This is a genomic window from Sphingomonas sp. PAMC 26605 (genome assembly GCF_000241485.1).
Lineage (GTDB): Bacteria > Pseudomonadota > Alphaproteobacteria > Sphingomonadales > Sphingomonadaceae > Sphingomonas.
The window spans coordinates 1,601,110-1,626,098 of the sequence record NZ_JH584241.1 but is presented as its reverse complement, the minus strand read 5'-3'; the positions used below and the strand labels follow the sequence as shown (position 1 = coordinate 1,626,098).

The 24,989-nt window shown below is 65.7% G+C and carries 18 protein-coding genes and 1 pseudogene; 6 read left to right on the top strand and 13 right to left on the bottom strand.

Annotation, left to right across the window (positions count from 1 at the left end):
- Positions 1-94 precede the first annotated feature (94 nt).
- Positions 95-2,359 carry a TonB-dependent receptor gene (locus tag RH90_RS07575; protein ID WP_010184876.1) on the top strand — a complete coding sequence of 755 codons (2,265 nt, stop codon included), beginning with the start codon at positions 95-97 and terminating at the stop codon, positions 2,357-2,359.
- A 67-nt stretch (positions 2,360-2,426) separates the two neighbouring features.
- Positions 2,427-4,025, top strand: coding sequence for an AMP-binding protein (locus RH90_RS07570; RefSeq protein ID WP_037493203.1), 1,599 nt, complete (start codon positions 2,427-2,429; stop codon positions 4,023-4,025).
- A 90-nt stretch (positions 4,026-4,115) separates the two neighbouring features.
- Here the strand turns inward: RH90_RS07570 and RH90_RS07565 are convergent, their stop codons facing one another.
- Positions 4,116-5,759, bottom strand: coding sequence for a carboxylesterase/lipase family protein (locus tag RH90_RS07565; protein WP_010184874.1), 1,644 nt, complete (start codon positions 5,757-5,759; stop codon positions 4,116-4,118).
- The gene (locus tag RH90_RS07560; RefSeq protein ID WP_010184873.1) at positions 5,759-7,078 is read right to left on the bottom strand and encodes a spinster family MFS transporter; all 1,320 of its coding nucleotides are present in this window, start codon (positions 7,076-7,078) and stop codon (positions 5,759-5,761) included. The genes RH90_RS07565 and RH90_RS07560 overlap by 1 nt, the downstream gene beginning before the upstream one ends.
- Before the next feature lie 139 nt (positions 7,079-7,217).
- Here RH90_RS07560 and RH90_RS07555 point away from each other — a divergent pair, with 139 nt between their 5' ends.
- Both RH90_RS07555 and RH90_RS07550 read left to right on the top strand, forming a co-directional pair.
- On the top strand, positions 7,218-7,889 hold the full coding sequence (locus tag RH90_RS07555; RefSeq protein ID WP_029625124.1) for a TetR/AcrR family transcriptional regulator: 672 nt from the start codon (positions 7,218-7,220) through the stop codon (positions 7,887-7,889).
- 92 nt (positions 7,890-7,981) lie between these two features.
- Complete coding sequence (locus RH90_RS07550; protein ID WP_010184870.1) at positions 7,982-8,188, top strand: SDR family NAD(P)-dependent oxidoreductase; 207 nt, start codon at positions 7,982-7,984, stop codon at positions 8,186-8,188.
- A 305-nt stretch (positions 8,189-8,493) separates the two neighbouring features.
- Here the strand turns inward: RH90_RS07550 and RH90_RS07545 are convergent, their stop codons facing one another.
- The 8 genes from RH90_RS07545 to RH90_RS07510 form a co-directional block, all read right to left on the bottom strand.
- Positions 8,494-9,753: a dipeptidase gene (locus tag RH90_RS07545; protein WP_029625123.1), complete on the bottom strand. Its 1,260-nt coding sequence runs from the start codon at positions 9,751-9,753 to the stop codon at positions 8,494-8,496.
- A gap of 17 nt (positions 9,754-9,770) precedes the next feature.
- Positions 9,771-11,339: a serine hydrolase gene (locus tag RH90_RS07540; RefSeq protein ID WP_010184867.1), complete on the bottom strand. Its 1,569-nt coding sequence runs from the start codon at positions 11,337-11,339 to the stop codon at positions 9,771-9,773.
- A complete protein-coding gene (locus tag RH90_RS07535) occupies positions 11,336-12,475 on the bottom strand; it encodes a YkvI family membrane protein (protein ID WP_010184866.1) in 1,140 nt (379 codons plus the stop codon). Before RH90_RS07535 ends, RH90_RS07540 begins: the two co-directional genes overlap by 4 nt.
- Positions 12,472-13,536: a DUF1611 domain-containing protein gene (locus RH90_RS07530; protein ID WP_010184865.1), complete on the bottom strand. Its 1,065-nt coding sequence runs from the start codon at positions 13,534-13,536 to the stop codon at positions 12,472-12,474. The genes RH90_RS07535 and RH90_RS07530 overlap by 4 nt, the downstream gene beginning before the upstream one ends.
- A 5-nt stretch (positions 13,537-13,541) precedes the next feature.
- Positions 13,542-15,839 (bottom strand): TonB-dependent receptor, encoded by a 2,298-nt coding sequence (locus tag RH90_RS07525; protein WP_010184864.1) that lies wholly within the window; start codon positions 15,837-15,839, stop codon positions 13,542-13,544.
- Between the two features lie 117 nt (positions 15,840-15,956).
- Positions 15,957-17,246: a peptide MFS transporter gene (locus tag RH90_RS07520; RefSeq protein ID WP_037493202.1), complete on the bottom strand. Its 1,290-nt coding sequence runs from the start codon at positions 17,244-17,246 to the stop codon at positions 15,957-15,959.
- Entirely contained in the window at positions 17,243-18,253 is a 1,011-nt protein-coding gene (locus RH90_RS07515; protein ID WP_010184862.1) for a dipeptide epimerase, read from the bottom strand. Before RH90_RS07515 ends, RH90_RS07520 begins: the two co-directional genes overlap by 4 nt.
- On the bottom strand, positions 18,253-20,295 hold the full coding sequence (locus RH90_RS07510; protein WP_010184861.1) for a serine hydrolase domain-containing protein: 2,043 nt from the start codon (positions 20,293-20,295) through the stop codon (positions 18,253-18,255). The genes RH90_RS07515 and RH90_RS07510 overlap by 1 nt, the downstream gene beginning before the upstream one ends.
- Before the next feature lie 131 nt (positions 20,296-20,426).
- Here RH90_RS07510 and RH90_RS07505 point away from each other — a divergent pair, with 131 nt between their 5' ends.
- The gene (locus tag RH90_RS07505; RefSeq protein ID WP_010184859.1) at positions 20,427-21,074 is read left to right on the top strand and encodes a helix-turn-helix domain-containing protein; all 648 of its coding nucleotides are present in this window, start codon (positions 20,427-20,429) and stop codon (positions 21,072-21,074) included.
- Between the two features lie 173 nt (positions 21,075-21,247).
- On the opposite strand, the gene RH90_RS07500 is transcribed toward RH90_RS07505, so the two are convergent.
- Genes RH90_RS07500 through RH90_RS07490 form a run of 3 tightly spaced genes read right to left on the bottom strand, consistent with a single transcriptional unit; the run spans position 21,248 to position 23,982 of the window.
- Entirely contained in the window at positions 21,248-23,011 is a 1,764-nt protein-coding gene (locus tag RH90_RS07500) for an MFS transporter (RefSeq protein ID WP_232280326.1), read from the bottom strand.
- Positions 22,915-23,571 (bottom strand): hypothetical protein, encoded by a 657-nt coding sequence (locus tag RH90_RS07495; RefSeq protein ID WP_010184856.1) that lies wholly within the window; start codon positions 23,569-23,571, stop codon positions 22,915-22,917. The genes RH90_RS07500 and RH90_RS07495 overlap by 97 nt, the downstream gene beginning before the upstream one ends.
- Positions 23,572-23,580: 9 nt before the next feature.
- Positions 23,581-23,982 carry a hypothetical protein gene (locus RH90_RS07490; RefSeq protein ID WP_010184855.1) on the bottom strand — a complete coding sequence of 134 codons (402 nt, stop codon included), beginning with the start codon at positions 23,980-23,982 and terminating at the stop codon, positions 23,581-23,583.
- 36 nt (positions 23,983-24,018) lie between these two features.
- On the opposite strand from RH90_RS07490, the pseudogene RH90_RS22545 reads away from it, so the two are divergent.
- Positions 24,019-24,989: pseudogene (locus RH90_RS22545) on the top strand (IS3 family transposase); the annotation flags it as partial.

The following is a 24,989-nucleotide window of genomic DNA, read 5'->3' as shown; positions in this document are numbered from 1 at the left end:
ACTCTGTAGATAATGAGTGTTGCGTTCGGGCCAAATTTGCCGCATTCCATCACCCACACGCGTCGCAGAACGCTTGGAGGAGGATGGAGGGGTTATGGACATTCGCGGACTTTTGCTGAGCGCCTCGGTGCTGGCTTTCACCACTTGCGCCACCGCGCAGGCGCAGACGACCCCCAACCCCGCGACGCCCGATCCTGCCAGCGGCGACACCGCGACCACCGACGCCGGCCCCGACATCGTCGTCACCGCCTTGCGCCGGCAGGACAAGTTGAGCCAGACGCCGGTCGCCGCCTCGGTGCTCTCGGGCACCGATCTGGCGAACAAGGGCGTGGTCAACGTCGATGCGCTGCAGTTCGCGGTGCCCAGCGTCACCGTCAACAATTTCGGCCAAGGCAACAATTTCAACGTCCGCGGCATCGGCAAGGCCGAGCACAACACGCAGACGACCACCGGAGTGATCGTCTACCGCGACGGCGTTCCGACCTTTCCGGGCTATGTCCAGGGCGAGCCCTATTACGATATCGGCAATATCCAGGTGCTGCGCGGGCCGCAGGGCACCATCGTCGGGCAGAATGCGACGGGCGGCGCGGTGTTCGTCAACACCAACGACCCGATCATCGGTGGCGGGACGCATGGCTATTTCAACGTCAATTACGGCAATTACAACGATGCCGGCGGCCAGGGTGCGATCAACATCCCGATCAGCGACACCTTCGCGGCGCGTGTCGCCTTTTATGGCGAGCGTCGCGACGGCTATTACACTATCACCGGGCCAACCGGCGCACGCTACAACGATGGCAACAACGATCTGCGCGAGATTGCCGGGCGGATCAGCTTCCTGTGGAAACCGACCGAGAATTTCTCGATCCTGTCGAAGACCGACCTCGGCTATCTCGATTTCGGCGCGTATCCGGCAAGCCCGATTGCGAGCAACGTCAAGTTTCTGCCGGGTACGAGCACGCCCAACCCCGCCTATCGCGACCTGTTCGACATCACGCAGAACACGCCTGCGGCGGCGCGCGACAAGTTCGTCCGATCGATCCTGAAGCTCGAATATGCCTTTGACAGCGGGGTGAAGCTCCGCTCGATTTCGAGCTATCAGCAGGCCAATACGATGTACCGCGCCGATTTGGACGGCAGCGCGAGCGGCAGTACGAGCTTCTACGACAGCGTCGACGAGCGTCAGATCACGCAGGAATTCAATCTGATATCACCCGACAGCGGCCGCTTCACCTGGCTGGCCGGCGCGTTCGGCGTGTGGAACGACTATCACTTCCCGGCGCCGTATCAGTTCTTGATCGATCTAGCGGTGCCGCTCAACAATCCGGCGTTTCAGTACAAACTGCAGGGCATCAACCCGACGCACTCGCTCGCGGTGTTCGGGCAGTTGGGCTACGCCATCACGCCGAACCTGAAGATCGAAGCCGGCGGTCGCTATACGTCGAGCAAGACGACCAACCGGACCGACGTCCTGCAATTCGGCACCTATATTCGCGACGACCAAAGCGCGAAGACCGACAACTTTTCCTACAAGGTTTCGCTCGGCTGGAAAGTCAGCGAGACTCAGTATCTGTACGGCTTCGTCGCGACCGGTTTCCGTCCCGGCGGGCTGAACGTGCCGATCAACACCGACACGCTCGATCCGTTCAAGCCGGAGACGATCACGTCCTACGAGGCGGGATTGAAGAGCAATTTCGCCCGCGGCAAGGTCCACACGACGCTCACCGGCTTCTACAACAGCTATAAGAATTTCCAGGTGATCATCGGGTATCCGGCGTTTCCGACGTTCGGGATCGAACTGAACGTCCCGAACACGACCAAGATTTACGGGTTCGAGGCGGAAGCCGATGCGCATTTCGGCCATTTGTCGATCGATGGCGGTATCAGCGCGCTGCACAGCGAACTTGGCCAATTCTATGCCGTCGATCCGCGCTTGCCGGCGGCGGTCAATCCGCTGACCGGCTTGCCGTTGCCGTGTCAGCCCTCGTCGGGCCCGGTCAGCACGACCTGCATCAGCCTGGGTGGACGGCGGCAGACCTATGCGCCCAATTTCACCTTCAATGTCGGCGCGCAATACGATCTCGAGATCGGGACGAGCGGCGACAAGATCACCCCGCGCGCCAATTTCGGGCATGTCGGGTCGCAATGGGCGACGCTGTTCGAGAATGCGGCGCAGGGCGACCGGCTGGGCGATCGCAACGTGCTGACGGCGCAGCTCGCGTGGCAGCACAAGAGCTGGACCGTGACCGCCTATGGCACCAACCTCACCGATCAGCACTACGTCGGGGCGCTGTCGAGCGGACTTAATTTCGCCGGTCCGCCGCGCCAATACGGCCTCAAGGTGCTTAAAATCTTCTGATCGGAATGCGCCGGGTGTGTTTGACGCGACCGGCGCCTTTCCCCTGACCGCAACATTCGAAAGCGCCATGCAAAGCTACGGACTGACAGTCGACAAATTCCTGGATCATGCCGCGAAATGGTTCGGAGTGCGTGAAGTGGTCGAAGCCGATGGCGGCGCGGTCTCGCGGCGCATCGGCTATGCCGCCTTGCGGACGCGCAGCAACCGCATGTCGGGTGCGCTACAGGCGCTCGGCCTCGAGTTCGGCGACCGCGTCGCCACGCTGGCGTGGAACACGCAGCATCACCTCGAAGCCTATTACGCCGCGATGGGCGTCGGGCTCGTCTGCCATACACTCAATCCGCGGCTTACGTCGGCGCATCTCGTGACGATGATCAACGAGGCGCAGGACCGCGTGCTGTTCGTCGCGGTCGATCTGTTGCCGCTAGTGCGCGCGTTGATCGCTGACTGTCCGACGATCAGGCACGTCGTGGTCATCGACGCGCCTGCACCCGACGGCGCGGCGCTTGACGTACGCGTGTGGGATTATGAGGCGCTGCTCGCAGAGCATGGCGCCGAAACCGTGTGGGGCGACTTCGACGAGCACGTCGCCGCCGGGCTATGCTACACGTCGGGCACGACCGGGCCGCCCAAGGGCGTGGTCTATACCCACCGCTCAAACTATCTCCACACGCTGCGTGCGTTGCAGGCGGATACGATGGCGCTGACCGCGCGCGACGTGCTGCTGCTCGGGGTGCCGATGTTCCACGCCAACGGTTGGGGCCTGCCCTTTTCCGCACCGGGCGCGGGCACCAAGCTCGTCCTGCCCGGCCGTTTGCTCGACGGGGCCAGCCTCGCGCGCGTGATGCGCGACGAGCGCGTCACCGTCGCGGTCGGCGTGCAGACGGTTTGGCTCGGCCTGGTCGATCACCTCGACCGCACCGGCGATGCGCTGCCCGATCTGCAACGCATTTTGATTGGCGGATCGAGCTGTCCCGAAGCGCTGCTCGAGCGGATGGAAGAACGGCTCGGTGTCCACGTCCAGACGAGCTGGGGAATGACCGAATTGTCGCCGACCGGCACGCTGTCGCCACCCTACCCAACCGGGCAGAGCCGCGCGTCATCGGGGCGGCCGCCGCTCGGTGTCGATCTCAAGCTGACCGACGCATTGGGTGTCACCCTGCCCGACCAGCGCGACACGCTCGGCTATCTGAAGGTGCGCGGACCCAGCGTGCTCGACCGCTACTTCCAGGCGGAGTCGGATGCGCTCGATGAGGAGGGCTATTTCGACACGGGCGATCTCGCGACGATCGACGCGGACGGCAATCTGACGATCGGCGGCCGTGCGAAGGATCTGATCAAATCAGGCGGCGAGTGGATCAACCCCAATGAGATCGAGGCGGTGGTCGGCATGCACCCCTCGGTCCGCCACGTCGCGGTGATTGCGCGGCCCGACCCGCGCTGGGGCGAGCGCCCCGTCCTGGTGGTCGAGACGCATGGCGATGGCGAGACCGGCGCGCGCGTGCTGCTCGACCTCCTCCGCGGGAAGGTCGCCGAGTTCTGGATTCCGGATCAGGTCGCCGAAGTGACCGCGATGCCGCTGGCCGCAACGGGCAAGATCGACAAGGTGCGGTTGAGCGCGGACTTCGCCGCGGGCCGGATCGCGGTGCAAAAAGTGGCGCGGTGAGGCCGACACTTCCCGGCAGCCCGGCGCCATACCGGGGCCACCGTCATCCAACCGCTCGCTTGCCGGATATGCGGCACGGGCCTCCCCGTCCTATTCGCACCCCGCTCCGGCCGCCGGCAGCTTCGGCGCGGCGAGGCCGACATTCCAGTTCCAGCCGATCTTGCCCGTCGCCTGCTTGCGGCACATCACCGTCTCGTTGAACGCATACATCCCCGGAAACAGCTTCGTCTCCGGATGCGGCGCGTCGGTGAAGTGCAGATAGGCGGCCGCGGTTCCATAAGCCGGCCACGCCGGCGCCTTCGTCGCGGTCGGCACGCCATCGCGGGTGAAGCTCGCCCAATAGTCAGCCATCGCGTCTGACAGCGCATGTTCGCCCGCGGTGTCGGGGATGCGCGGCCAATGCGCGGTGGTGCGGTCATACGTGCCGAACACGAACGGCAGTTCGCTTGCATGAAAGGCGTGCAGCCCGGCATCGTCCATCGCCGGATAGCCATGGTCGAACAGATAGAGATACGCGTTCTGCCCGATCGCGGTCTGCTTCAGCGCCATCCGTTCGGCGGTCCAACCGTAGAGGGCGTCGCGCGTCGTGGCGAGGATACTCTCCTTGAAGTCGGCCGCCGGATAGAGCCGCAGAAAGGCGTCGGCGAGGTCGCCATAGCGATCGCGGATACCCTTCTCATACTCGGCGGCGTTCGCCGGGGGCTTGGGGGCGAGGATGCGTAGCGAGCGGATCTCGCCTTGGTTGAAGCCGACCAGCAACGGCACCGGCGCCTGATGCCCCTTGCCGAACGAATCGACCATCTGCTCGGTCAGCACGACGCCATCGACCGTCCCCCACGGGCCATACCCCATCCCGGCGGCGGCGTTGGTTAGCGCCTGTGCATCCATTCCGCGCAGTGCGCCGATATCGGCCGCCTGCAATCCGCCGGCCAGCATCTGCCCCGCCGCCTCGCCCGACGGGGCACCGTACACGCTCCTCCGCAGTTCGGGCATCGAGATCATATAGCCGCTCTCGACGATCGCCTGGGCAAACAGCCCATGCGCGAGCGGCGAGGTCATCAGATACATCACGCTGAGTCCGCCGGCCGATTCACCCGCGATCGTGACCTTGGACGCATCGCCCCCGAACGCGCCGATATTGGCCTTCACCCAATGCAGCGCGGCGATCTGGTCGAGCAGGCCGTAATTGCCCGAGACGTGCTGCGGCGATTCGGCGCTGAGGCCCGGATGCGCGAGATAACCGAGCACGCCGAGCCGGTAGTTGATCGACACGACGATCACGCCGCGCTCGGCGAGTTTCGCACCGTCATAGGCCGGCTCGCGGCTCGATCCGGTGACCAGCGCGCCGCCGTGGATCCACAGGAACACCGGCGCAGTCTTCGCATTGGCGGGCGCCCAGATGTTGAGCGTGAGGCAATCCTCGCTCACCGGCATCGGATCGCCGGTATAGACCGAGACGGTCTTGCCCCCTTGCGGCTGGACGCACGCCGCGCCGAACGCGGTCGCAGGCCGCACCCCGGGCCAGCGCGGCAGCGGAACGGTCGGGCGCCATCGTAAAGCGCCCACCGGTGGCCGCGCATAGGGGATGCCTTTGAAGACGTGAAGATCGCCCTTTGTTTCGCCCTGGACGCTGCCGGACGGAGCGGCGACAACGGGCGGGGCATCGCTCTGCGCCGCCGCGGGTAGCGCGCCAGCGAGGGCGAGGACGCAGAGCAGAGCGGCGAGCGATTTCATCAGGCGGCCTTTCCAGCGATGCGGCCCTGCGCGCGCAGCACTCGGGCGAGCCAGAGGAACAGAGCGATGGCGACGAGGTACGCCGGCGACAGCGTATACAGCGCGACCTGCAGCGAATGCGCCGAGCCGTGCCGGGCGAAATAATCGCTCGCCGCACCGACATAGGTCGGCCCGAGGCCGAGGCCGATGAAGTTCATCACCAGCAGCAGCAGCGCGCCCGACAGCACACGCTGATCGGGTCGCACTTCCTCCTGCACCAACGCGACCGAGGCCGAGAGGTAGAAGTAATTGAGCAGCATGACGACCGTGAGCAGCACCAGCGCCAGCGGCCAGGTCGGCGCCCAGACGAAGGCGACATAAAAGGGCAAGGCGATCGCCAGCGACACCGCGGGCCCGAGCGCATAGACGAGGCGCGAGCGCTTGAGCAGCCGGTCGATGATCCGGCCCGAGGCGAGCATCCCGCCCCCCATGCCGACCGCCACCGCGATCGCGTACCACAAAGCGATCTCGTTGAGCGTCATGCCCTTCTCGCGGATCAGGAACAGCACCGCGAAATTGCCGAGGCCATAGGTGACGAATTGCGTCACGCCACTGCCGACCGACGCGAGCATGAGCACCGGATTGGTGAAGAACATGCCGAGCGTCGGCCAGAAGGCGACGGTGTCGGCGGGGCGCGTTCGCGCGGCATCGTCGAGGCCGCCGCGTGCCGGCTCGCGGATCAGCAGGCGCACAGCGACCGCGGTGACGACCCCCACCACACCGATCGCAATGAAGGCGTAGCGCCAGTCGAACGCCGCTGCGATCGACGCGCCAAACGCGATGCCGATCGCCGCGCCGATCGGCGGACCGAGATTGTAGATGCTGAGCGCGGTGCCGCGCTGGCCCGGCGGAAAGGTGTCGGTGATGATCGCATAGGAGGGCGGCACCCCGCCCGCCTCGCCGAACCCGACCGTCATCCGCGCGATCACGAGTTGCGGGAAGGTCGCCGCCAGGCCGCACGCGATCGTCGCGCCGCTCCAGATCGCGCACGCCAGCGATACCACCGTCACGCGATTTGTCCGGTCGGCGAACCAGCCGACGGGGATGGCGATGAAGCAATAGAAGAACGCGAAATACAATCCGCCGATCAGCCCGAGCTGGCCATCGGTGATGTGCAGCGAATCCTGGATCGGCTTGGCGAGGATGCCGAGCAACTGGCGGTCGAGGAAGTTCAGGACGTAGACGAAGGTCAGCGTGACGAGGACGATGGCGCGCCGCCGCGCAGCGGCCGTGGTCGTACTGCTCGGTCGGACGCGCACGTCCGCTGCCGGAATATCCATGCCACCCTCTCCGTCGGCGTGCGTCTTTTCGTTGGCGCCATGATGTGGGGGACACCGCCCCGTGTCAACTCTCACTCACACGCTTGTGAATGATCGATCGCGCCTTGACGATAGCCGCCGGGGCTGAAAGGACTAGGTGGTGAGTGAAGAGACGAAACCGGTACGGCGACCGCGCAGAGCCGAACAGCGCGCCGAGACGATGGAGCTGATCCTCGACACGGCGGAAGAGCTTTTTTCGCAGCACGGCCTGTACGGCGTGACGCTCAAAGAAGTCGCCAAGCGCGTCGGCGTGCATCACACGCTGCTCAATTATTATTTCGCCGACAAGAAGGCTTTGTTCGACGCCGTATTCTCGCGCCGCGCCGTGGTGACGAGCGAGCGTCGCATGAAGGCGCTGGCCGATTACGAGACCGCCTGTGAGGGCAAACCAACGGTCGAAGGCGCGCTCCACGCCTTTCTCGATACCGACCTCGATCTGTATATCGACGGCGGCGAGGGCTGGCGAAACTATGCCAAGCTCGGCGCACAGGTCGCCAACACGCCCGAATGGGGTGCCGAGTTGATGGACACGCATTTCGATCCGGTCGTGCTGCGGCTGATCGATTTGCTCAAGCGCGCGCTTCCCGACTGCGACGACCGCAAGATTTTCTGGGGCTATCACTTCGTAACCGGCTCGCTCATGCTGACGCTGGCGCGGACCGGCCGGATCGACAAATTGTCGGGCGGGATCAGCCGGTCGGACGATTTCCTCGCGATCAAGGAGCATATGGCCAAGTTCATGGCCGGCGGTTTCCTCGCAATCTGCACCTGACACCGCAGACCACCCTGCGCACCCGCCCATTTCATTAGCTCTCTTGAGAGGGAATTGATCTGCGTTTAATCAGAGGAAAATCGAGGAGAGAATTGATCGCGTTGCAGAACCGGGTCGCGATCGTCACGGGTGCAGGCGGCGGGCTCGGACGCAAACCCGCGGGCTATCTCGCGCGGCATGGCGCACACGTCGTCGTCAACGACGTGTCGGCCGACGCAGCCGACACCGTCGCCGCCGAGATCGTTGCCGAGGGCGGCGTGGCGATCGGCGCCGGCGCGTCGGTCACCGACCCTGCGTAGTGATCAACGGACGACGCCTTCCCGGCTGGGGGCTGCACCGCATCGACGTCAACCTCACGATGGGTAACCTGATCGACGCAGTCCGCGCCGCGCGGATTGCTCGTAGAGGTGCTGGGGTAGACAGGCTCCCGCCCTCCATCCGGCTTTTCCGTGCTTGCGTCGAAGCACAGACGCAGCCGCACCGCTGTGCAGCTGTCGATCTCGTGGTACGCCTTGCTCGTGATTCCAACCGAGAAGGAGTTGGCCCATCCGCGCTGTGCCCGGTTGAGCTTGGCCACCAGCACTGTGGCATCCTGCCAGCGCAGCTAGCGCGTCTTGGTCGGCGCCTGAGCGGGTGTGGCTGCTACCTGCTCGGCCGCTGCCATGACGCGCAGGATGTTGCCACCCGCCAGCTTGGCGATGTCGGCATCGCTCCAGCCGCGCCGCATCAACTCAGCAAGCAGGCTGGGATAGGCGCCGACATTGCCGAGCCCTTCGGGCAGGCTGTTGTCGACGCCGTCGAAATCGGAACCGATCCCGACGTGATCGATTCCCGCGGTCATGGCGATGTGCTCGATGTGATCGGCGACGTCCGACAGCGTCACGCGCGGCTTGGGGTGCGCCTTCTGCCACTGCGCCAGCGCTGCCGCAGCCTTGTCTGGCTGGCCGACATACAGCCCGCCATAGGGCGGCGCGTTGAGGCGCGTCCGTTCGGCATCCTGCTCGGCCGACCAGCGGCGATAGGCGTCGGAGATGTAGATCGGCGCGAAATTGACCATCACCACGCCGCCATTGGCGGGCAGCAGCTTGAGCACGGCGTCCGACACGTCGCGCGGATGATCGTCGAGCGCGCGCGCGCTCGAATGCGAGAAGATCACCGGCGCTTTCGACACGCGGATCGCGTCCACCATCGTCGCTTCGCTGACGTGCGACAGATCGACCAGCATGCCGAGCCGGTTGAGTTCGCGCACGACGCTTTCGCCGAACGGCGTCAGCCCATCGTGCCGCGGGTTGTCGGTCGCCGAGTCCGCCCAGGCGATCGTCTTGACGTGCGTCAGCGTGAGATATCCCGCGCCGAGATCGTGATAGGTCCGCAGCACCGCCAGACTGCCGTCGATCTGCCCGCCGCCCTCGACGCCGATCAGCGAGGCGATCCGCCCGGCCTTGTGGATGCGGCGCACGTCGGCGGCGGTGCGGGCGAGCGCGAAGGTCGTGGGATAGCGCGCGACAATCTGGTGGACGAGGTCGATCTGTTCGAGCGTCTGCTTGACCTGCTCGGGGCCCGGCAAATCGGCATCGACCCAGACCGACCAGAATTGTCCGCCGACCATCCCCTTGCGCAGCCGCGCGATGTCGGTGTTGTACGGCACCGGCTTGGCGTCGAGCCCATGCGTCAGATCGAGTGTCCAGCGCGCATCGCCCTCGCGTTCGCGCAACGCCTCGGCCCAGTCGTTATGCCCGTCGATCAACGGCGTCGCCTTCAGCACGCGGGTGACGCGCGCGGTGTAATCCTGCGCGGAAGCGGGGGCGGCCAGCGCCAGCATGGCTGCCCCGATCGCAGCTGCTGCCGTTCTGCCCGTACGCATCGTCCCGACACCCTTCCTCATTTGACCGCCGCGACCGGCGCGAACAGCAGATCCTGATAGTCGAAACTGAAGTCCGCGATCGGCGACACCGGCTTCAGCGTGATCCGCTCGACATGCCCCTGCGCATCGAGACCGAAGGTCATGTAAGCCGGCTCGATTCCCTTGTCGTCGAAGTGCGCGATAAAGGTGTCGTATTGATAGTGTTCGAGATGCCCCGTCATTCCCGGCGTCGGGCGGAAGTCGACCGTCAGACCGCTCGCACCGCGCGCGATCGTCACGTCGCCATACCAGCTGTCGCGATAGGTGCCGGCGAAGCCGTCGAGCGGCAGCGACGGGCCGACCTTGGCGGGCGTCGCGGCCTTTTGCTGCACGACGGATTGCGCCGCGGCGATGCGGTCGCGCCGATAGGTGTCGAACCGCTTCGGCCAATCCTCCGCGGGCAGGCCGAGATAATGATCGAGCAGCTCGTACATCAGCCCGAAGCGTGGCGCGATCTCCTCGCTGTTGAGCTCGATCGCGAAGCCGACGTTCTTTTCGGGGATCAAAGCGACGATCGAGGTGAAGCCGAACAGTGCGCCCGAATGCCAGATGATCTTGGCGCCATGATAGTCGCGCACCTCCCAGCCGAGCGCATAATTGGAGAACGTCTCCTCGGTCCCGGCCAGGATCGCGGGTACGGGCTCGATCGGCTCGGGCGTGACCGGGGTCCACATCGTCTTGGACGAGGCTTCGCTGAACAGCCGCGCCCCGCCGGGGACCGCGCCGTGGGCGAGCTGGATCTGCAGCCAGCGCGCCATGTCGTTGGCGCTGAGCGCGACGAGCCCCGCGGGGGCGGACGCGCGGCCGAGCTGGTCGTGTTCGTCGAGCAGACGCTGCGCGCCGACACCACGCACCGCTCCGCCGACCCGCGCATGCGGATACGCGCGATTGATACGTGCGAAGCGGTGCGCGTCGTCGGTCGCGGCGTCGGTCATGCCGGCCGGGCAAAAGACATGCTCACGCATATACTCCTCCCAGCTTTGCCCGCTCACCGCCTCGATCAGCTGACCCGCGACGATGTAGAGCACATTGTCATAGGCATAGCCCGAGCGGAAGCTCGTCGTCGGCTTGATGTAGCGCAGCCGGCGGACGACCTCGGCGCGCGAATAGCTGCCGCGCGGGATGTAGAGCAGGTCGCCCGCGCCGAGCCCAAGTCCGCTGCGATGGGCCAACAGATCCTTGACCGTCATCTCGCGTGTGACCCAGGGGTCGTACATCTGGAAGCCCGGCAGCCGGTCGATCACCTTGTCGTCCCAATCGAGCTTGCCGGCATCGACCAGCGTGGCGAGCGCCGCGACGGTCATCGCCTTGGTGGTCGAGCCGATCATGAAGGTGGTGCCGGCATCGACCTTCTCGGGCGCGCCGAGCTTGCGCACGCCATACCCTCGCGCGAGCACGACCTTGCCGTTCTCGACGATCGCGACCGCCATGCCGGGCGAGCCCGACTCGCGCCGGATCGCCTCGATCCGGGCATCGAGCCCCTCGGGCGGCGCGGCCAGCGCCGGGCCTGTGGTGACGAGCGCGGCGAGCATCCAGAGGCGCTTCATGCAAAGTCTCCGTGCGCCAGGACCAGGTGTCTCGGACGCCATAGCCCATAGCTCAGCAGCGGCACGACGTAGATCGCGATCAGCACATAAGCCAGCAGGCGGTAGCCGCTCGCGATCAGCGCGACGAGCCCGACGCGCTCGGCGAGCAGCATGCAGACGAGCAGCAGCGCAAGCGCGGTCGCACCGCGCATCAGGCGGCCCGGCGCCACCCCGTGGCGGCGCTCCCAGACGCTGGCGATGCGCTGGTTGATCGCATGGACCGCGCCGGTGCCGCTTTCGAGCAAGGCGGCGAAGATCATCCCCTGGAACAGCAGGTGAAAGGCCGGCTGGCCGAGCCGCACCAACATGTAATCAGAGGGGAGGATCGCGCCCGCGATCGCCGGCATGAACGCGGTCATGCAGGTGAAGAACAGCACCGCAGGCAGCATCGCGAGCGGCCCGGCGATCGCGCCCGCGACGACCGCGTCGCGGTTGCTCGTCAGATGCCGCGTGACGGGCAGGATGATGACGGCACCGACGATATTGTAGCCGGCATAGGTGATGCCGCCGAGCGCCCAGCCGCCCGCGGGTGCCGGCGAAACGGCAAAGGCGGCGGCGATGCGATCGCCAAAGCTGGTCAGCGCGAAGACGAGGAACAGCGCATAGACGCCGTAGAGCAGGATCGAGACATAGGCGAACAGCCGCTCCACCGCGGCATTGCCGAACGCCGCGAACCCGGCGATTCCGACCATCAGCGCGAGCGTGCCGAGGATCGGCGGCGTGCCGAGCGTCGCCGTCCCGATCGCCCCGGCGGCGGCGCCGAACACCGCGAGGATCAGCACGACGAACAGTGCATAGGCGACCTCGAACGCGATCCAGCCGCGCCCGAGCAGCGCCTTGAAGAAGCTGCGATACTCCTGCGCGCCGGTCGCCCGGGCGAACAGGAAGGTCGCGATGCACACCGTGCTCCAGATGAGCGTCGCCAGCGCCATCGCCGCCAGCCCGCCCCATGGCCCGGCGGGCAGGAAGAACTCGGCGATCTCGCGGCCGGTGGCATAGCCGCCGCCGATCACCACGGCCTTGAAGGCGAGGCCGGGCAGGATCAGGCGCTTGAACCGGCTCGGCGGCGTGTGCTGCGCGGCCGCCGGGGCGGTCATGCCGCGCAGGCGTCCAGCAACCGCTCGAACGCCGCGCCGCCGCGCATCGGATCGGCGACCGGCAGGCCGAGCTGCTGCGCGGTCTCGGCGATCAGATGGTCGGCGTCGTGCTGGGTCATGCGCGCGGTATTGAGGCTGACCCCGGCACAGGCAATAGCAGGATTGGTAAGCCGCCCCAGCGCGACCGTCTGCGCGATCACCGCGTCGATCGACGGCAGCGCGAAATCGGGACTGCCGAGCACGCGCGTCCGCCCGGGCTCGTGGCACACGACGAACAGATCGGGCTGGCTGCCGTGGAGCAGGCCGAGCGACACCGGCGCATAGGCCGGATGGAATAGCGAGCCCTGGCCCTCGATCACGTCGATATGCCCCGCCGCTGCCGCCGGACTCAGCATCTCGGCCGCGCCCGCGACGAAATCGGCGACCACCGCATCGATCGGAATACCGCTCCCGGCGATCATGATGCCGGTCTGGCCCGTCGCGCGGAAGGTCGCGTCGCGCCCGCGCGCGGTGAGCCCGCGCGCGATCGCGAGCGCGGTATATTTCTTGCCGAGCGCGCAGTCGGTGCCGACCGTCAGCACGCGCCGGCCGGATCTCGGCTTTCCCGTGGCAACGCCGATGTTTGCCGGCGGCGTGCGGACATCGACCAGCCGCCGGCCCAGCCGTTCGGCGGCGCTACGCAGCGATGGGATGTCGGTAAGCCGGGCATGCATGCCCGAAACGAGGTCGAGCCCCGCCTCGAGCGCGGCGAGCAGCGTCGGGATCCAGTTCGCCGGGATGCTCCCCCCCGGCGTGGCGACGCCGATCAGCAGTGCGCGGGCGCCCTGCGCATGCGCCGCGGCCGGCGCGAGGGCGGGCAGGCCGGTCGTCACCGCGGCGCCGGGGAGCGTCAGCTCACCGATGCACCGCTCGCGCGCCCAGTCGCGCAGCCCGAAGGCAGTCTTGGCATAGCCCGGTTCGATCGTATCGCCGAGAAACAGCAGATAGGGTCCAGGTAAAGCGGCGGCGGACGGCGCGGCGGGTGCCGCGCGGTCGAGCGTATCAGCGGTGGACAGCGGCATATCGCTCAGAACGACGCCGTGATCGCTGCGCCGACGGTGCGCGGCCGGATGACGCCCGTAGCGATCGCCCCGTTGGGGTTGAGCGGCAGGCCGTTGGCGGTGGTCGGTCCGGTCGAAGTCTTGCCCTCGTCATTGGTCAGGTTGCGCGCGAACAGCTCGAGCCCGAAGCGGCCGAAATCCACGCCCGCGCGCAGATCGACCACGACATAAGAGGGGACCGTGCGCTGGCGCCCGGTGGCCGCGCGATAATCCGCATCGAAATTGCCGTTCTGCTTCGACAGGAAGCGCAGCGACCCACCGACATACGGCTTCGCGCTACCGGCATCCCAATTATAGTCTGAATTGACCGAAACGCTGTAGGGCGGCGTGAACGGCAACCGGTCGCCCTTCAATCCGCCGGTCAGCGGTGGCGCGTCCCCGGTCAGCCGCGCGCGGGTATAGGCACCGTTGATCGAGGTGACGAAGCCGCGCGTGGGCCGGAACGTCGCGGTGACTTCCCCGCCGTCGCTGACCGCGCTGCTGCCGTTGATGTTGATGCCGAAGCCGTTGACGACCGTCAGCAGCTGGATGTTGTTCCAGTCGATATGATAGCCGGCGATATCGAGCGCGAAGCTGTGATCGGCGGTCTCGCCCTTGAAGCCGACTTCGTAGCTGGTGACGGTGTCGGGAGCGAACGACGTCGGCGTATCGGCGGGCGCGGTCGGCGAGATGACGTTGGGGCCGCCAGGGCGATAGCCGCGCGCGACCCGCGCATAGATCGAGGCGCGGTCGCTGATCTTGAACTTCGGCGCGATCGAATAGGTGAAGACATTATCGGAGGACCGGAGGTTGCTGTTGACGGGCACGTTGCCCGCCAAAACGCCGTCGGCGCCCTGGCTGGCGGTCTGATCGTTGTGGCTGTAGCGACCGCCGAAATCCAAATCGAAGCGCCGGCCGAGATGCAGCGTCGCATTGGCAAAGCCCGCATATTCCTCATATTTCGACCGGATCGTCACCTGGCCGAGGACGAACGGGAAGGCGATCGGCGTCGTGGTGTTCGGCGTGAACGCAGCGAAGTTCTGCGAGACCAGGCCTTTCTCGTTGGTGTAGTAGCCGCCGACGAGCCATTCGAGCAGATCGCTCTTGCCCGAGGCGAGCCGTACCTCCTCGGTAAAGCGGCGGTCGTTGGTCTGCTGGTCGAGCACGAAATCGTTGGCCGGCGCGCCGAGCGCTGCAGTGACGAGGCCGCTGAGGTTGAAGGTCGCGTCCTGCCGGAACGTCTGGTTCTGCGTCGAATAGCTGCTCGACGCAGTTAGCTTGGCAAAGCCGAAATCGTAATTGAGCAGCCCGTTATACAGCCGGTAATCGATGTTGGTGAACTGATTGGCGAATTGCGACTGCGTCTCGCGGCCGTACAGCGTCTGCAGCGTGTCGGGATCGCTCTCGACGATCGACGGCGCGTCCGCGCGAATGTTCTGGATGTGCGCGGTGAGGCGCAGATCGAAGGTGTCGCTCGGCTTGAACAGCAGCGAGGCGCGCCCGCCATAGGATTTCGAGCCGTTGATGTTCTTGGCGACATCGGCCGTCTGGGTCGATCCGACCCCGTCGACCGCCGAGGTGCCGATCGAATCGATCCAGCCGCCGACCTTGTTGTAGAAGCCCGACGCGCGCAGCGCGAGCGTATCGCCGAGCGGCAGGTTGATCAGCGCATTGCCATGATAGGACAGATCGCCGCCGTCGGTCGTCTCGATCCCGGCACGAACGCGTCCTTCGACCTTGGTCGTGTCGGGCGTATTGCTGACGAACTTGAGCAGGCCGCCGAGCGAACTCGCGCCGTACAGCGTCCCCTGCGGGCCGCGCAGCACCTCGACCCGCGCGATGTCGAACGTGTCGAAATCGCCCGCGAGCACGCCGCCGTTGACCAGCGCGCTCGACGATCCGAACGGCGTCTCGTCGACATAGACCGCGACGGTCGAGGCGACGCCGCCGGTGTTGAGGCCGCGCAGGATCAGGCGGCCGGCCCCCGGCGTGCTCTGGTCGAGCTGCAGGCCGGGGACGAGGTTGAGATAGTCCTGGAAGCTGGTCGCCTGCTGCCGCTCGAGCGCCGCGCCCGAGACGACGGTAATCGACTGCGGCACGTCGATCAGCGTCTGGGTGCGCTTCTGCGCGGTGACGATGATGTCGCTGTCCGAGTTGCTCGCGCCGGGGGTAACCGCCTGGGACGAGGCAGGGGCGTTTTCGGGGGCGCTTTGCGCGGTGGCCGGCACGGCGGCGACCAGCCCCGCCAGCGCGGAGGACAGCAGGAAAGCGGTGCGGATGGTCATCGGTGATCTCCAGATGGCGCCGCCCCCCTTTGGACGGGCTCGGTCCCGCGATGGTCGTGACGCTGACGCGGTGTCACGCTCTCGTAACAGGAAGCTAATGTCCTGATCGGAGAATTGTCAACCCAATTCGGATGAACGTTCTTGCGCCGCTTCGACCTGCCTGGTCGGCGCGTCCAACAGCCGCAGCAGCCCCGCCGCCGCTCCCGCCAGGACTGCCAGCAAGCCGAAGAAGACGGGATGATCGACTCGGCTCCACAGGATCCCGACCAGCCCGGCGCTGAGGCTGCCGGTAAAGGTGATGAGGAACCAGGCCGCCACCGTCGTCGCGCCGAGGTTGGGCGGTGCGAGCCGCGCGAACAGGCCGAGGCCAGTCGGCAGGATGAACAGTTCGCCGAAGGTGAAGATCCCGAAGAACAGTGCCAGCCACACCCAGCTCGACTGCTGCCCCGCCCCAGCCCAGGCGATGCCGGCGAGCAGGAGATAGGCGAGCGCGACGATCGTCGCGCCGAGCGCCATCCGCCGCGCCGCCGGCTGGTCATGCCCCGCCGCCGCGCGCCGCCGCCAATAGGCGAGCAGCGGCGGCGTCATCAGCATCACGAACAGCGGGTTGAGCGACTGGAACCAGGTCATCGGAATGACCCGACCCAGCGCCGCGCGATCCACGCCGCTGTCCGCCCAAAGCGCGACGGTGTTGCCGACCTGCTCATAGGCGGCGCGGAACAGCGTCACCGCCACGCCGATCGCGATCAGCAGCACTACCGTCCGCCGGTCGAAGCGGCGCGCGCCGGGACGCTGAACTGCGCGCTCGATCGGCCGTTCCGGCGGCAGATGGCGCTGGCCCGACAGATAGATGAGCAGCCCGGCGAGCATGCCGAATCCGGCAAGGCCGAAGCCGTAATGCCAGCCGTACACTTCCCCCACCGTTCCGCAGATCAGGGGTGCCAGGAAACCGCCGATATTGATGCCGACATAATAGACATTGTACGCCCAGCCGCGCCGCGGATCATCGGGGCGGTAGAGATCGCCGACCTGGCTCGGCAGGCTCGGCAGGAACAGCCCGTTGCCGAGCGCGATCGTCGCCAGCGCGACGTAGAACAGCCCGTCGAACGCCATCATGAAATGGCCCGCCGCCATCGTGCTCGCGCCGATGATGATCGCGCGCTTCTTGCCGAGCAGGCGATCGGCGATCACGCCGCCGATAATCGGGGTGAAATAGGCGCACGACGTATAGGCGCCGTAGATGAAGGACGCATTGCCCTGCGGGAGCAGCAGCTGCTTGGTCATGTAATAGACCAACAGCGCGCGCATGCCGTAATAGGAGAATTGCTCCCACATATTGGTGAGGAACAACACGGTCAGCCCACGTGGCTGGCCGAACCAGGTCCGCTCGCCGGCCAATGCGGTCACGCGGGCACGGCTGCGCGCGACCCCCACAGCTCGGGCCCGGCCCAGATGTCGCCATTGTCATAGGTGACGCCTGGCGCAACATCCTCGGCGAGGAAGGTCGCCCCGTCGAGATCGACCAGATCGCAGACCTGGCCCAGCAGGAACGCCGGCGCCATCGCGAGACTGGTGCCGACCATGCAGCCAACCATCACGCCGAGCCCGAGCCGACGCGCCTCTGCCGCCATCGCCAGCCCCTCGGTCAGCCCGCCGCTCTTGTCGAGCTTGATGTTGACCACGTCGAAACGCCCGACCGCGCCGGCAATGTCGGCGAGCGTCAACAGGCTCTCGTCGCCGGCAATCGGGATCGGAGATTTGACCTGGTCGAGATCGGCCTCGCGTCCGCGCGGCAGCGGCTGTTCCAGCAGCGAGACGTCATGCGCCACCAGCCCGGCGATCAGCCGGTCGAGATCGGCCAGTGCGAAGCCCTGATTGCCATCGACCCCGAGCCATACGGCACCCCGCGCCGCCCGCACCGCCGCGACCCGCGCAAGGTCGAGCGCGAGATCGCCGGTCAGCTTCATCTTGATCGAGCGCGCTTGGCGATAGCTGCGCGCCTTGTCCGCCATCGCTTCGGGCGTGTCGGCGCCGAGCGTGAAGGTGGTGCGCACTGGCCTGGGTTCGGCAAGCCCGGCCAATTGCCAGACCGCCACCCCGGCGCGCATCGCCTCCAGCTCCCACAGCGCGCAATCGACCGCGTTGCGCCCGCCGCCCGCCGGCATCAGCGCGCGCAACGCCTCGCGTGATATGCCGCGCTCGATCGCGGGGCGTGCCGCCTCGATCGCGGCGAGCATGTGCGGCACGTCGTCGCCGAGATAATAGGCGCCGCCGCCTTCGCCGCGCCCGACATCAGCGCCGTTGCGCAGCGTGACCGACACCACGTCCCATGTCTCGAACACATAGCCCGAGATGCGGAACGGCTCGGCCAGCTGCAGCGTCTGCGTCGAGACCTCGAGCGTCATCCTGGCCATCAGAAATTGACCGTCAGCGCGAGCAGATTGAAGGTCAGCGCGAAGTACAGGATCAGCAGCGCCGCCAGCAGGATCAGCAGCGCCCAGACCCTGCGCGTCCAGCTCCGGCCATCGCGCCACGTCATCCACAGGTTCCAGCCAGCGATGACAGGCAGGCCGAACAGCACGACCACCCCGGCGATCTGGAAGAACCAGAAGACGCCGTCGAGCCCTCCGGCCAGCGAGTCGGGCGAGCTCAGCGCGCTGATCATCGTGACCGCCCAGGCGATCAACAGCGCCGCTGCAAGCCCTGCCATCAACCGCACCGCGCGGCTCGCGCGCAGCGCGGCGCCCTCGAGCGGATGGCGCGCCTGATAGGTCCGACGGACCAGCGCCGCGGCCGGCCATTGCAGGAACGTCAGCAACAGGATCGCAAGGCTCACACCCAGCGCCGGCAACAGCCAGCTGCTGAGATAGGCGGTCGGCACGCGGTCGAACATCTCGAACGGCGACGCGAATTCGTAGCTCCAGCGCACGACCTTGCCGTCGACGACCTGCGCGCCGAGCCGGTCATGGCCGTATGCATCGCGCCACACGAAGGGCGCGATCTCGACCCATTCGCGCGGTCGCCCGCCGCCATTGACGATGTTCGGCACGATCAGTTCCCCCTGCGGGCCGACCGAGATCTGCGTCTGCCCGGACATCCAGTACAGCGCCCCGAGGAACGACGAGTTTGCGCGCCGGCTGGCGATCCAGCTGCCGGTCATCATCCGTGCGTGCTCCGCCGCCGTCTTGGCGTCGACGCGCCCGTCGGCCGGTGCGATATTGGGGAAATAGCGGTCGGCGAAATCCTGGAACATGCTCATGCGCAGATCCTGCACCGCGCCGTCCTTGCCCGGGCTGTTGAAAGAGACGTAGAAGCCGACGCCTTCTTTCATGAACAGATGCAGCGAGGTGTGGAACGCCTCGATATCGCCGAGATGGCCGATCACTTCGCGCCCGTTGATGTTGGTCTCGAAGAAGCCGAGCTCCATCCGGTCGAGCGGCGGGATCAGCGAGCGCGGATCGACCTTGTCGAGCGGGCTGTCGTGCATCAGGTCGGCCGTCTGTGGCGACAGGATGCGCTGTCCGTCGAGCGTGCCGTGCTGGAGATGCGCGAGCATGAAGCGCGCCATGTCTACACCGCTGACCGAGCCGGCACCGGCGGGCGCCGGCGTGACATATTCGAACCCCTTGCGCGTTCCCGCCGGGAAATAGCCCGTCGCAAGGTTCGCGGCGAAATGCGCCGGCAGCGGCTGGCGGAAGCTCGCATCGTGCATCGCGAGCGGCGCGAAGATGTGGCGCTCGAGATAGGCGTTGAACTCTTCATGCGAGACGCGCTGCACGATGTAGGCGGCGAGTGTCGTGCCCCAGTTCGAATAGGCCGGCGTCGTGCCCGCCGCAAAGATGCGGTGCGGCGTCCAGCGCTTGAGATATTGCTCGAGCGGCATGTAGCGCTTGGCATCGTAGGTGATGACGCCCTTGGCCACTTCCTCGAACCCGCCGGTATGCGTCATCAACTGGCGCAGCGTGACGGGCTTGCCGTCGCGCGGCGGGATCTTGAAATCGAGATAGCTGTTCACGTCGGCATCGAGATCGAGCTTGTGCTGCTCGACCAACTGCATCGTCGCGGTCCAGGTGAAGAGCTTGGAAACCGAGCCGATGCGGAACAGCGTATGTTGCGGATCGACCGGCGTGCGCTTGGCGACGTCGGCATAGCCGAAGCCGCGCGCCGTCAGGATCTTGCCGTCCTTGACGACGGTGACGACCGCGCCCGGAATATCCGCCGCGCGCAGGGCGTAGGGGAGATAGCCGTCGAGCCATGTGTCGAGATCGGCCTTGGTAAGGTCGTGCGCGCCGATCACGCCATTCGGCACCGGAGCGGGCGCGACGGGCGCACGCGCGGGACCGACCGCGGGCGCAAGGCTGGTGGCCGGCGTTGCAGGTTTCGGCGCGCCTTGCGCAACCGTTGCGCCCGCGAGCAGCAGCAAGCCCCCGATCAGGCGAGTGTTCCAGAACCTCATCACGTGCTCCTCTGCGGGACCGAGCGCACGGGATTGCTCCCGCCAAACCGAACCAATACACTTGTATCAGTCGCTCCGATTAGGATCATGCTATCCCAATCGGAAAATTCGTCAAGCTGAGAGGTCTCATTATGTCATCCGCCGCCGCCCCGACGCTCGGCGCCTTGCTGCGCAATCTGCGCAGCCGCGAAGGCTGGACGCTAAAGGAGATGAGCGCGAAGAGCGGGATCCCCGTGTCGACGCTGTCCAAGGTCGAGCATGACCGGCTGACGCTGACCTATGACAAGCTCTACCAACTGAGCCAGCGGCTCGGCCTGCGCATGTCCGAACTGTTCGCCGAGCAGGGCGAGGAGGCCCCCGCGCCGGTGACCGCGCGCCGCAGCCTTGGGAGTCTGGAAAATGCGGTGCGCGTCGAGACGCCGAACTACGATTATTACTATCTCTGCACCGAGCTGCGGCGGAAGCGGATGATTCCTGTCATCACCAAGATCCGCGCCAAGACCGAGCAGCAGTTCGGTGCGCTCGTTCATCACGCCGGCGAGGAATATATCTATGTCCTGAGCGGGCGCGTGATCGTGACGACCGAATTCTACGATCCGGTCACGCTCGAAGTGGGTCAGTCGATCTATATCGATTCGAGCATGGGCCATGCGTATCTTGCCGCCGAGGGCTGCGACGAGGCGGAAGTGCTGGGGGTGATGTCGAGCGCCGACGACGAATTGATGCAGTCACTGCTATCTCTCCACGAGGTGCAACGCTCGAATGGACGTCCGCGCTGACGGGTCGCTCGTCAATTCCGCGGCCAAGTCTTCGAGGACCCTATTGCGGACCTTCAGAAGCGTCGTGCCGTTTGCCACAACCGGTCATTCGTTCATCGCAGCCAATTTGTACCAACGAGGTGCATTTACGCGATTGAACGCCGCTCCCATGCTGCACAGCTTGCGGACAGTGCCTATGCTGCCGCTTGTTCGGGCTGGGCGGAATCGACGTCGAGATCGCGCAGGTCGCGCCCTCGCGTTTCGCGACCGAACCAGGCCACCAGGCCGAACGAGATTGCGGTCGGGATCATCACCAGCAGAGCCGACACGCCCATCGAGAGCGTTATCCCAGAGATGGTCAGGCCCTGGGCCAGCAGCCCGCCGCCCTTGGTGCAGGCGGCAACCCAGCCCGTTGCCCGGCCGCGCACCGCCAGCGGGAAGCTTTCGGCGGTATAGGGCAGCACAGTCGCGATGATGCCGTTCGTGCCGACGATCAGCAACGCGACCGGAAGGACCGGACTGCCCGTGCCGGCGACTTCGAGCCGCAGGACCAAGAGCAGACCAGCTAGCGTAACGGCAATCATCGCGGCCAGCGACCATTTGGTGCTCCATCGACTGTACAGCAGCGCCGCGACGAACACCGTCGGGAAAGCGATCAATGCGCTTTCGGCAAGAAGCCGGCTGGACAGGCCGACCGAATAGCCCTTGGCCACGAGATCGGCCGGCAACCACAGGAGCAGACCGAAGTTTATCAGGCCCCAGGACAGCGCGCAGATACTGAGGGCGGCCAGTTTGCCGTACAAGTGGAGCCCACTCAGCGCTTGCGAGCCGCGCTGCTGCGCGATCCCCGCCCCGCTTGCACGATGCGCCGTTGCTCCGAAACGGCGCATGACCCGCTCCGCTTCCTCGACCCGGCCGCGCGCGAGCAGGAACTTGGCCGACTCCGGGATTAGTGCGCCGAGCGCGACGAGCAGCAGCCCCGATGGCAAATTCGCTAACCATAGGATCCGCCAACCGAATATCGGTTGCAGGACCGCCGACAGGCCGGTGGCCGCGAAATAGCCGCCGACCGCGCCCAGTCCGCCGACGAGTACCAAGCTCCAGCCGCGGTGGCGGCTCGGCATCATCTCGGCGAGCAGCGCGTACGTTACCGGCAGCATGCCCCCCGCCGCAGCGCCCATCATGAAACACATCGCGATGTTCCAGGCGAGCGAGGGCATGGCGCCACAGATCGAGGTCCCGACGAACATCACGGCAGACAGCAGTATCGACGCCTTGCGCCCGTACACATCCGCGATCCAGCCCCAAAGCACTGATCCCGTCACGGTGCCCGCCAGCGCGAAGAAGGGCACCAGCGAAACGGTTTGCTTGGGCACGCCATATTCGCTGATCATGCCGGGCACGGTGAAGCCGAGCGAGGCCGGCTTCATCACGTCGATCACCAGCGCCACGACCAGCACCGCCATCAGGCCCCAATGCGCTAGCCCCAGCGGGGCGTCCTCCGGCGCAGCGACGACGATATCGGCCGCGGAAGCGCGCTGCGCTGCCAGATTGCGGGGCAACAGGCCATAGCCGGCAAGCAGCGTTCCAGCGACGATCAGCGCCATGCCGAGCAGCATCGGCGTGTCCATCGGCATACCGGCCAGACGGTAGTGCATCGCCCGCGCCATCGCGAACATCGGCAAATGGGCACACACACCCGCGGTGACGGCCAGGCAGCCGAGCAAGAAGGCCCACAGCGCCTGGCGGTCCGAAAGCGTGCTGCTCAAACCCTTCATATCCGATCGTCCCAACATGTTCGCGTTCGACGTGCCCCCGATCCGCCGAATGTTTGCCGCTAACTGCCCGGCACGAACTTCGCTTATTCGAACGGGTCGCGCCCGACGTTTGTCGTCACGTAAGCACCTTTGATTTTGACGCTTGGCGAATAAGCATCCGTCATCATGCGCATTGCCCATTCGTCCGCGTTGTCGATCGGATAGAGCATGAAGTTGATGAATGCGCTCCCACGGCTCGCGAGCGCGGCTTGCATGGTGCGACGAAGGTCGATTTCCTGTTCTACAGTTTGAACGTTGAAATGCGCTTCGATGATCGGTTGGTATGCGTCGGTTTCTGTCCCGATTTTTTCGCCCGTTACCGATAGCGAGCCTAAGTTGCCGTCTTTGATTTCGTCAAGCTTTCCAACGCCGAATTGGCAGCGCATTCTAGCGCGCGGATACGGCGTGAAGCCGACAAGTTCATATTCGTGAACTGCTAACGAATGGCTGTCTTCGTTGGCGGGGCGATCTTCGAACGCCAATGCGTGCTTATTATACAAGTCGTGTTCGGAGCGCGAGATGCGAATGAGAGATGCGAAGTCGTCACCCTTGAACCGTGTCGAATGACGAATTCCACTTATCTCGAAAGATAGACGCGCGTGTTCATTCGCAAAGCTGTCGGCAAGATAGCGAACGTCCTTTTCGCGCCAGCCGGCGAACGGCGTTTCTTCAACTAGCTTTGGCTTCGTGCGTCCGAACATACTTCGTTCCTATGCCCGTCGCGCGGCGACTTCGGCTTTGATCCGCTTCCGCTCGCGTTCGTTAAAATACCAACCGATTAGAAGGCCGATCGCGATCAACCAAAGTGGCGAAACGTTCATCCGCGCCATCACGAACGCGAGGATGCCCGCCGCGCCCATGCCATAGAAGAAGTAGTTGCCGTTCCTGCAAGCGTGGGCAGTCAGTTCGGCGCTATCGCCTAGCACCGCCGCGCCCGCCGCTGCGAAGCTGGCGTGTTCGTCGTCGGGGTCCATTCGGCCCGCTGCGACTTCGCGTTTCGTGACCCGATCAAGAAGCACCGGATTGATGTTGCCATCCTCTAGCGCCTCCCGATTCAAGAAGTTCAGATATTCGCCGCGCGTGATTGAGCTGCCCCCTTCTGAGTGGTCCATCGACTATGAGAGTCTGGATCAAGGAAGGGACGACGAATGCCTGCCAAGAAGCACAAGCCCGAGGAAATCATCGGGAAGCTGCGTGAAGTTGAAATCGTGCTGGGCCAGGGCGGGACGACCGCCGAGGCATGTCGGCGGATCGCGGTCAGCGAGCAGACCTATTACCGCTGGCGCAAGGAATATGGTGGGCTGAAGACAGATCAGGCTCGGCGCATGAAGGATCTGGAGAAGGAGAACCTGCGGCTTCGGCGTGCGATCTCCGACCTGACACTGGACAAACTGATCCTACAGGAGGCGGCACGGGGAAACTTCTGAGCCCCGCGCGGCGCCGGCGCTGCATCGACCAGGTAAAGGATGTGCTGGATGTATCCGAGCGGCGGGTGTGCCGCGTGCTCGGGCAGCACCGATCGACGCAGCGTAAAGTGCCGTGCGGGGCAGACGACGAACAGGCTCTGACCGAGGACATCATCGTGCTGGCCGGGCAATATGGGCGCTACGGCTATCGTCGGGTGACTGCGCTGTTACATGCCGCTGGGTGGTCAGTGAATCACAAGCGTGTCGAGCGCATCTGGCGGCGTGAGGGGCTGAAGGTGCCACAGAAGCAACCCAAGCGTGGCCGGCTGTGGTTGAACGATGGCTCGTGCATCCGGCTGCGGCCGGAGTATCCGGGGCATGTCTGGGCGTACGACTTTGTCGAAGCGCGAACGCACGACGGGCGCAAGTTCCGGATCCTCACGATCATCGACGAGGCCAGCCGCGAGTGCCTCGCGCTAATCGTCGCACGTCAGTTGAAACACGAAGACGTGCTGGCGGCGCTTGCTGAGCTGTTTATCGCCCGGGGCCCGCCCGCACATATAAGGTCGGACAATGGCAGCGAGTTCATCGCTACCGCGGTCCAAAAATGGCTCGGTCAGGTCGGCGTGAAGACGCTGTACATCGCGCCGGGCTCGCCATGGGAGAACGGCTATAACGAGAGCTTCAACGGCTCGCTGCGCGACGAGCTGCTT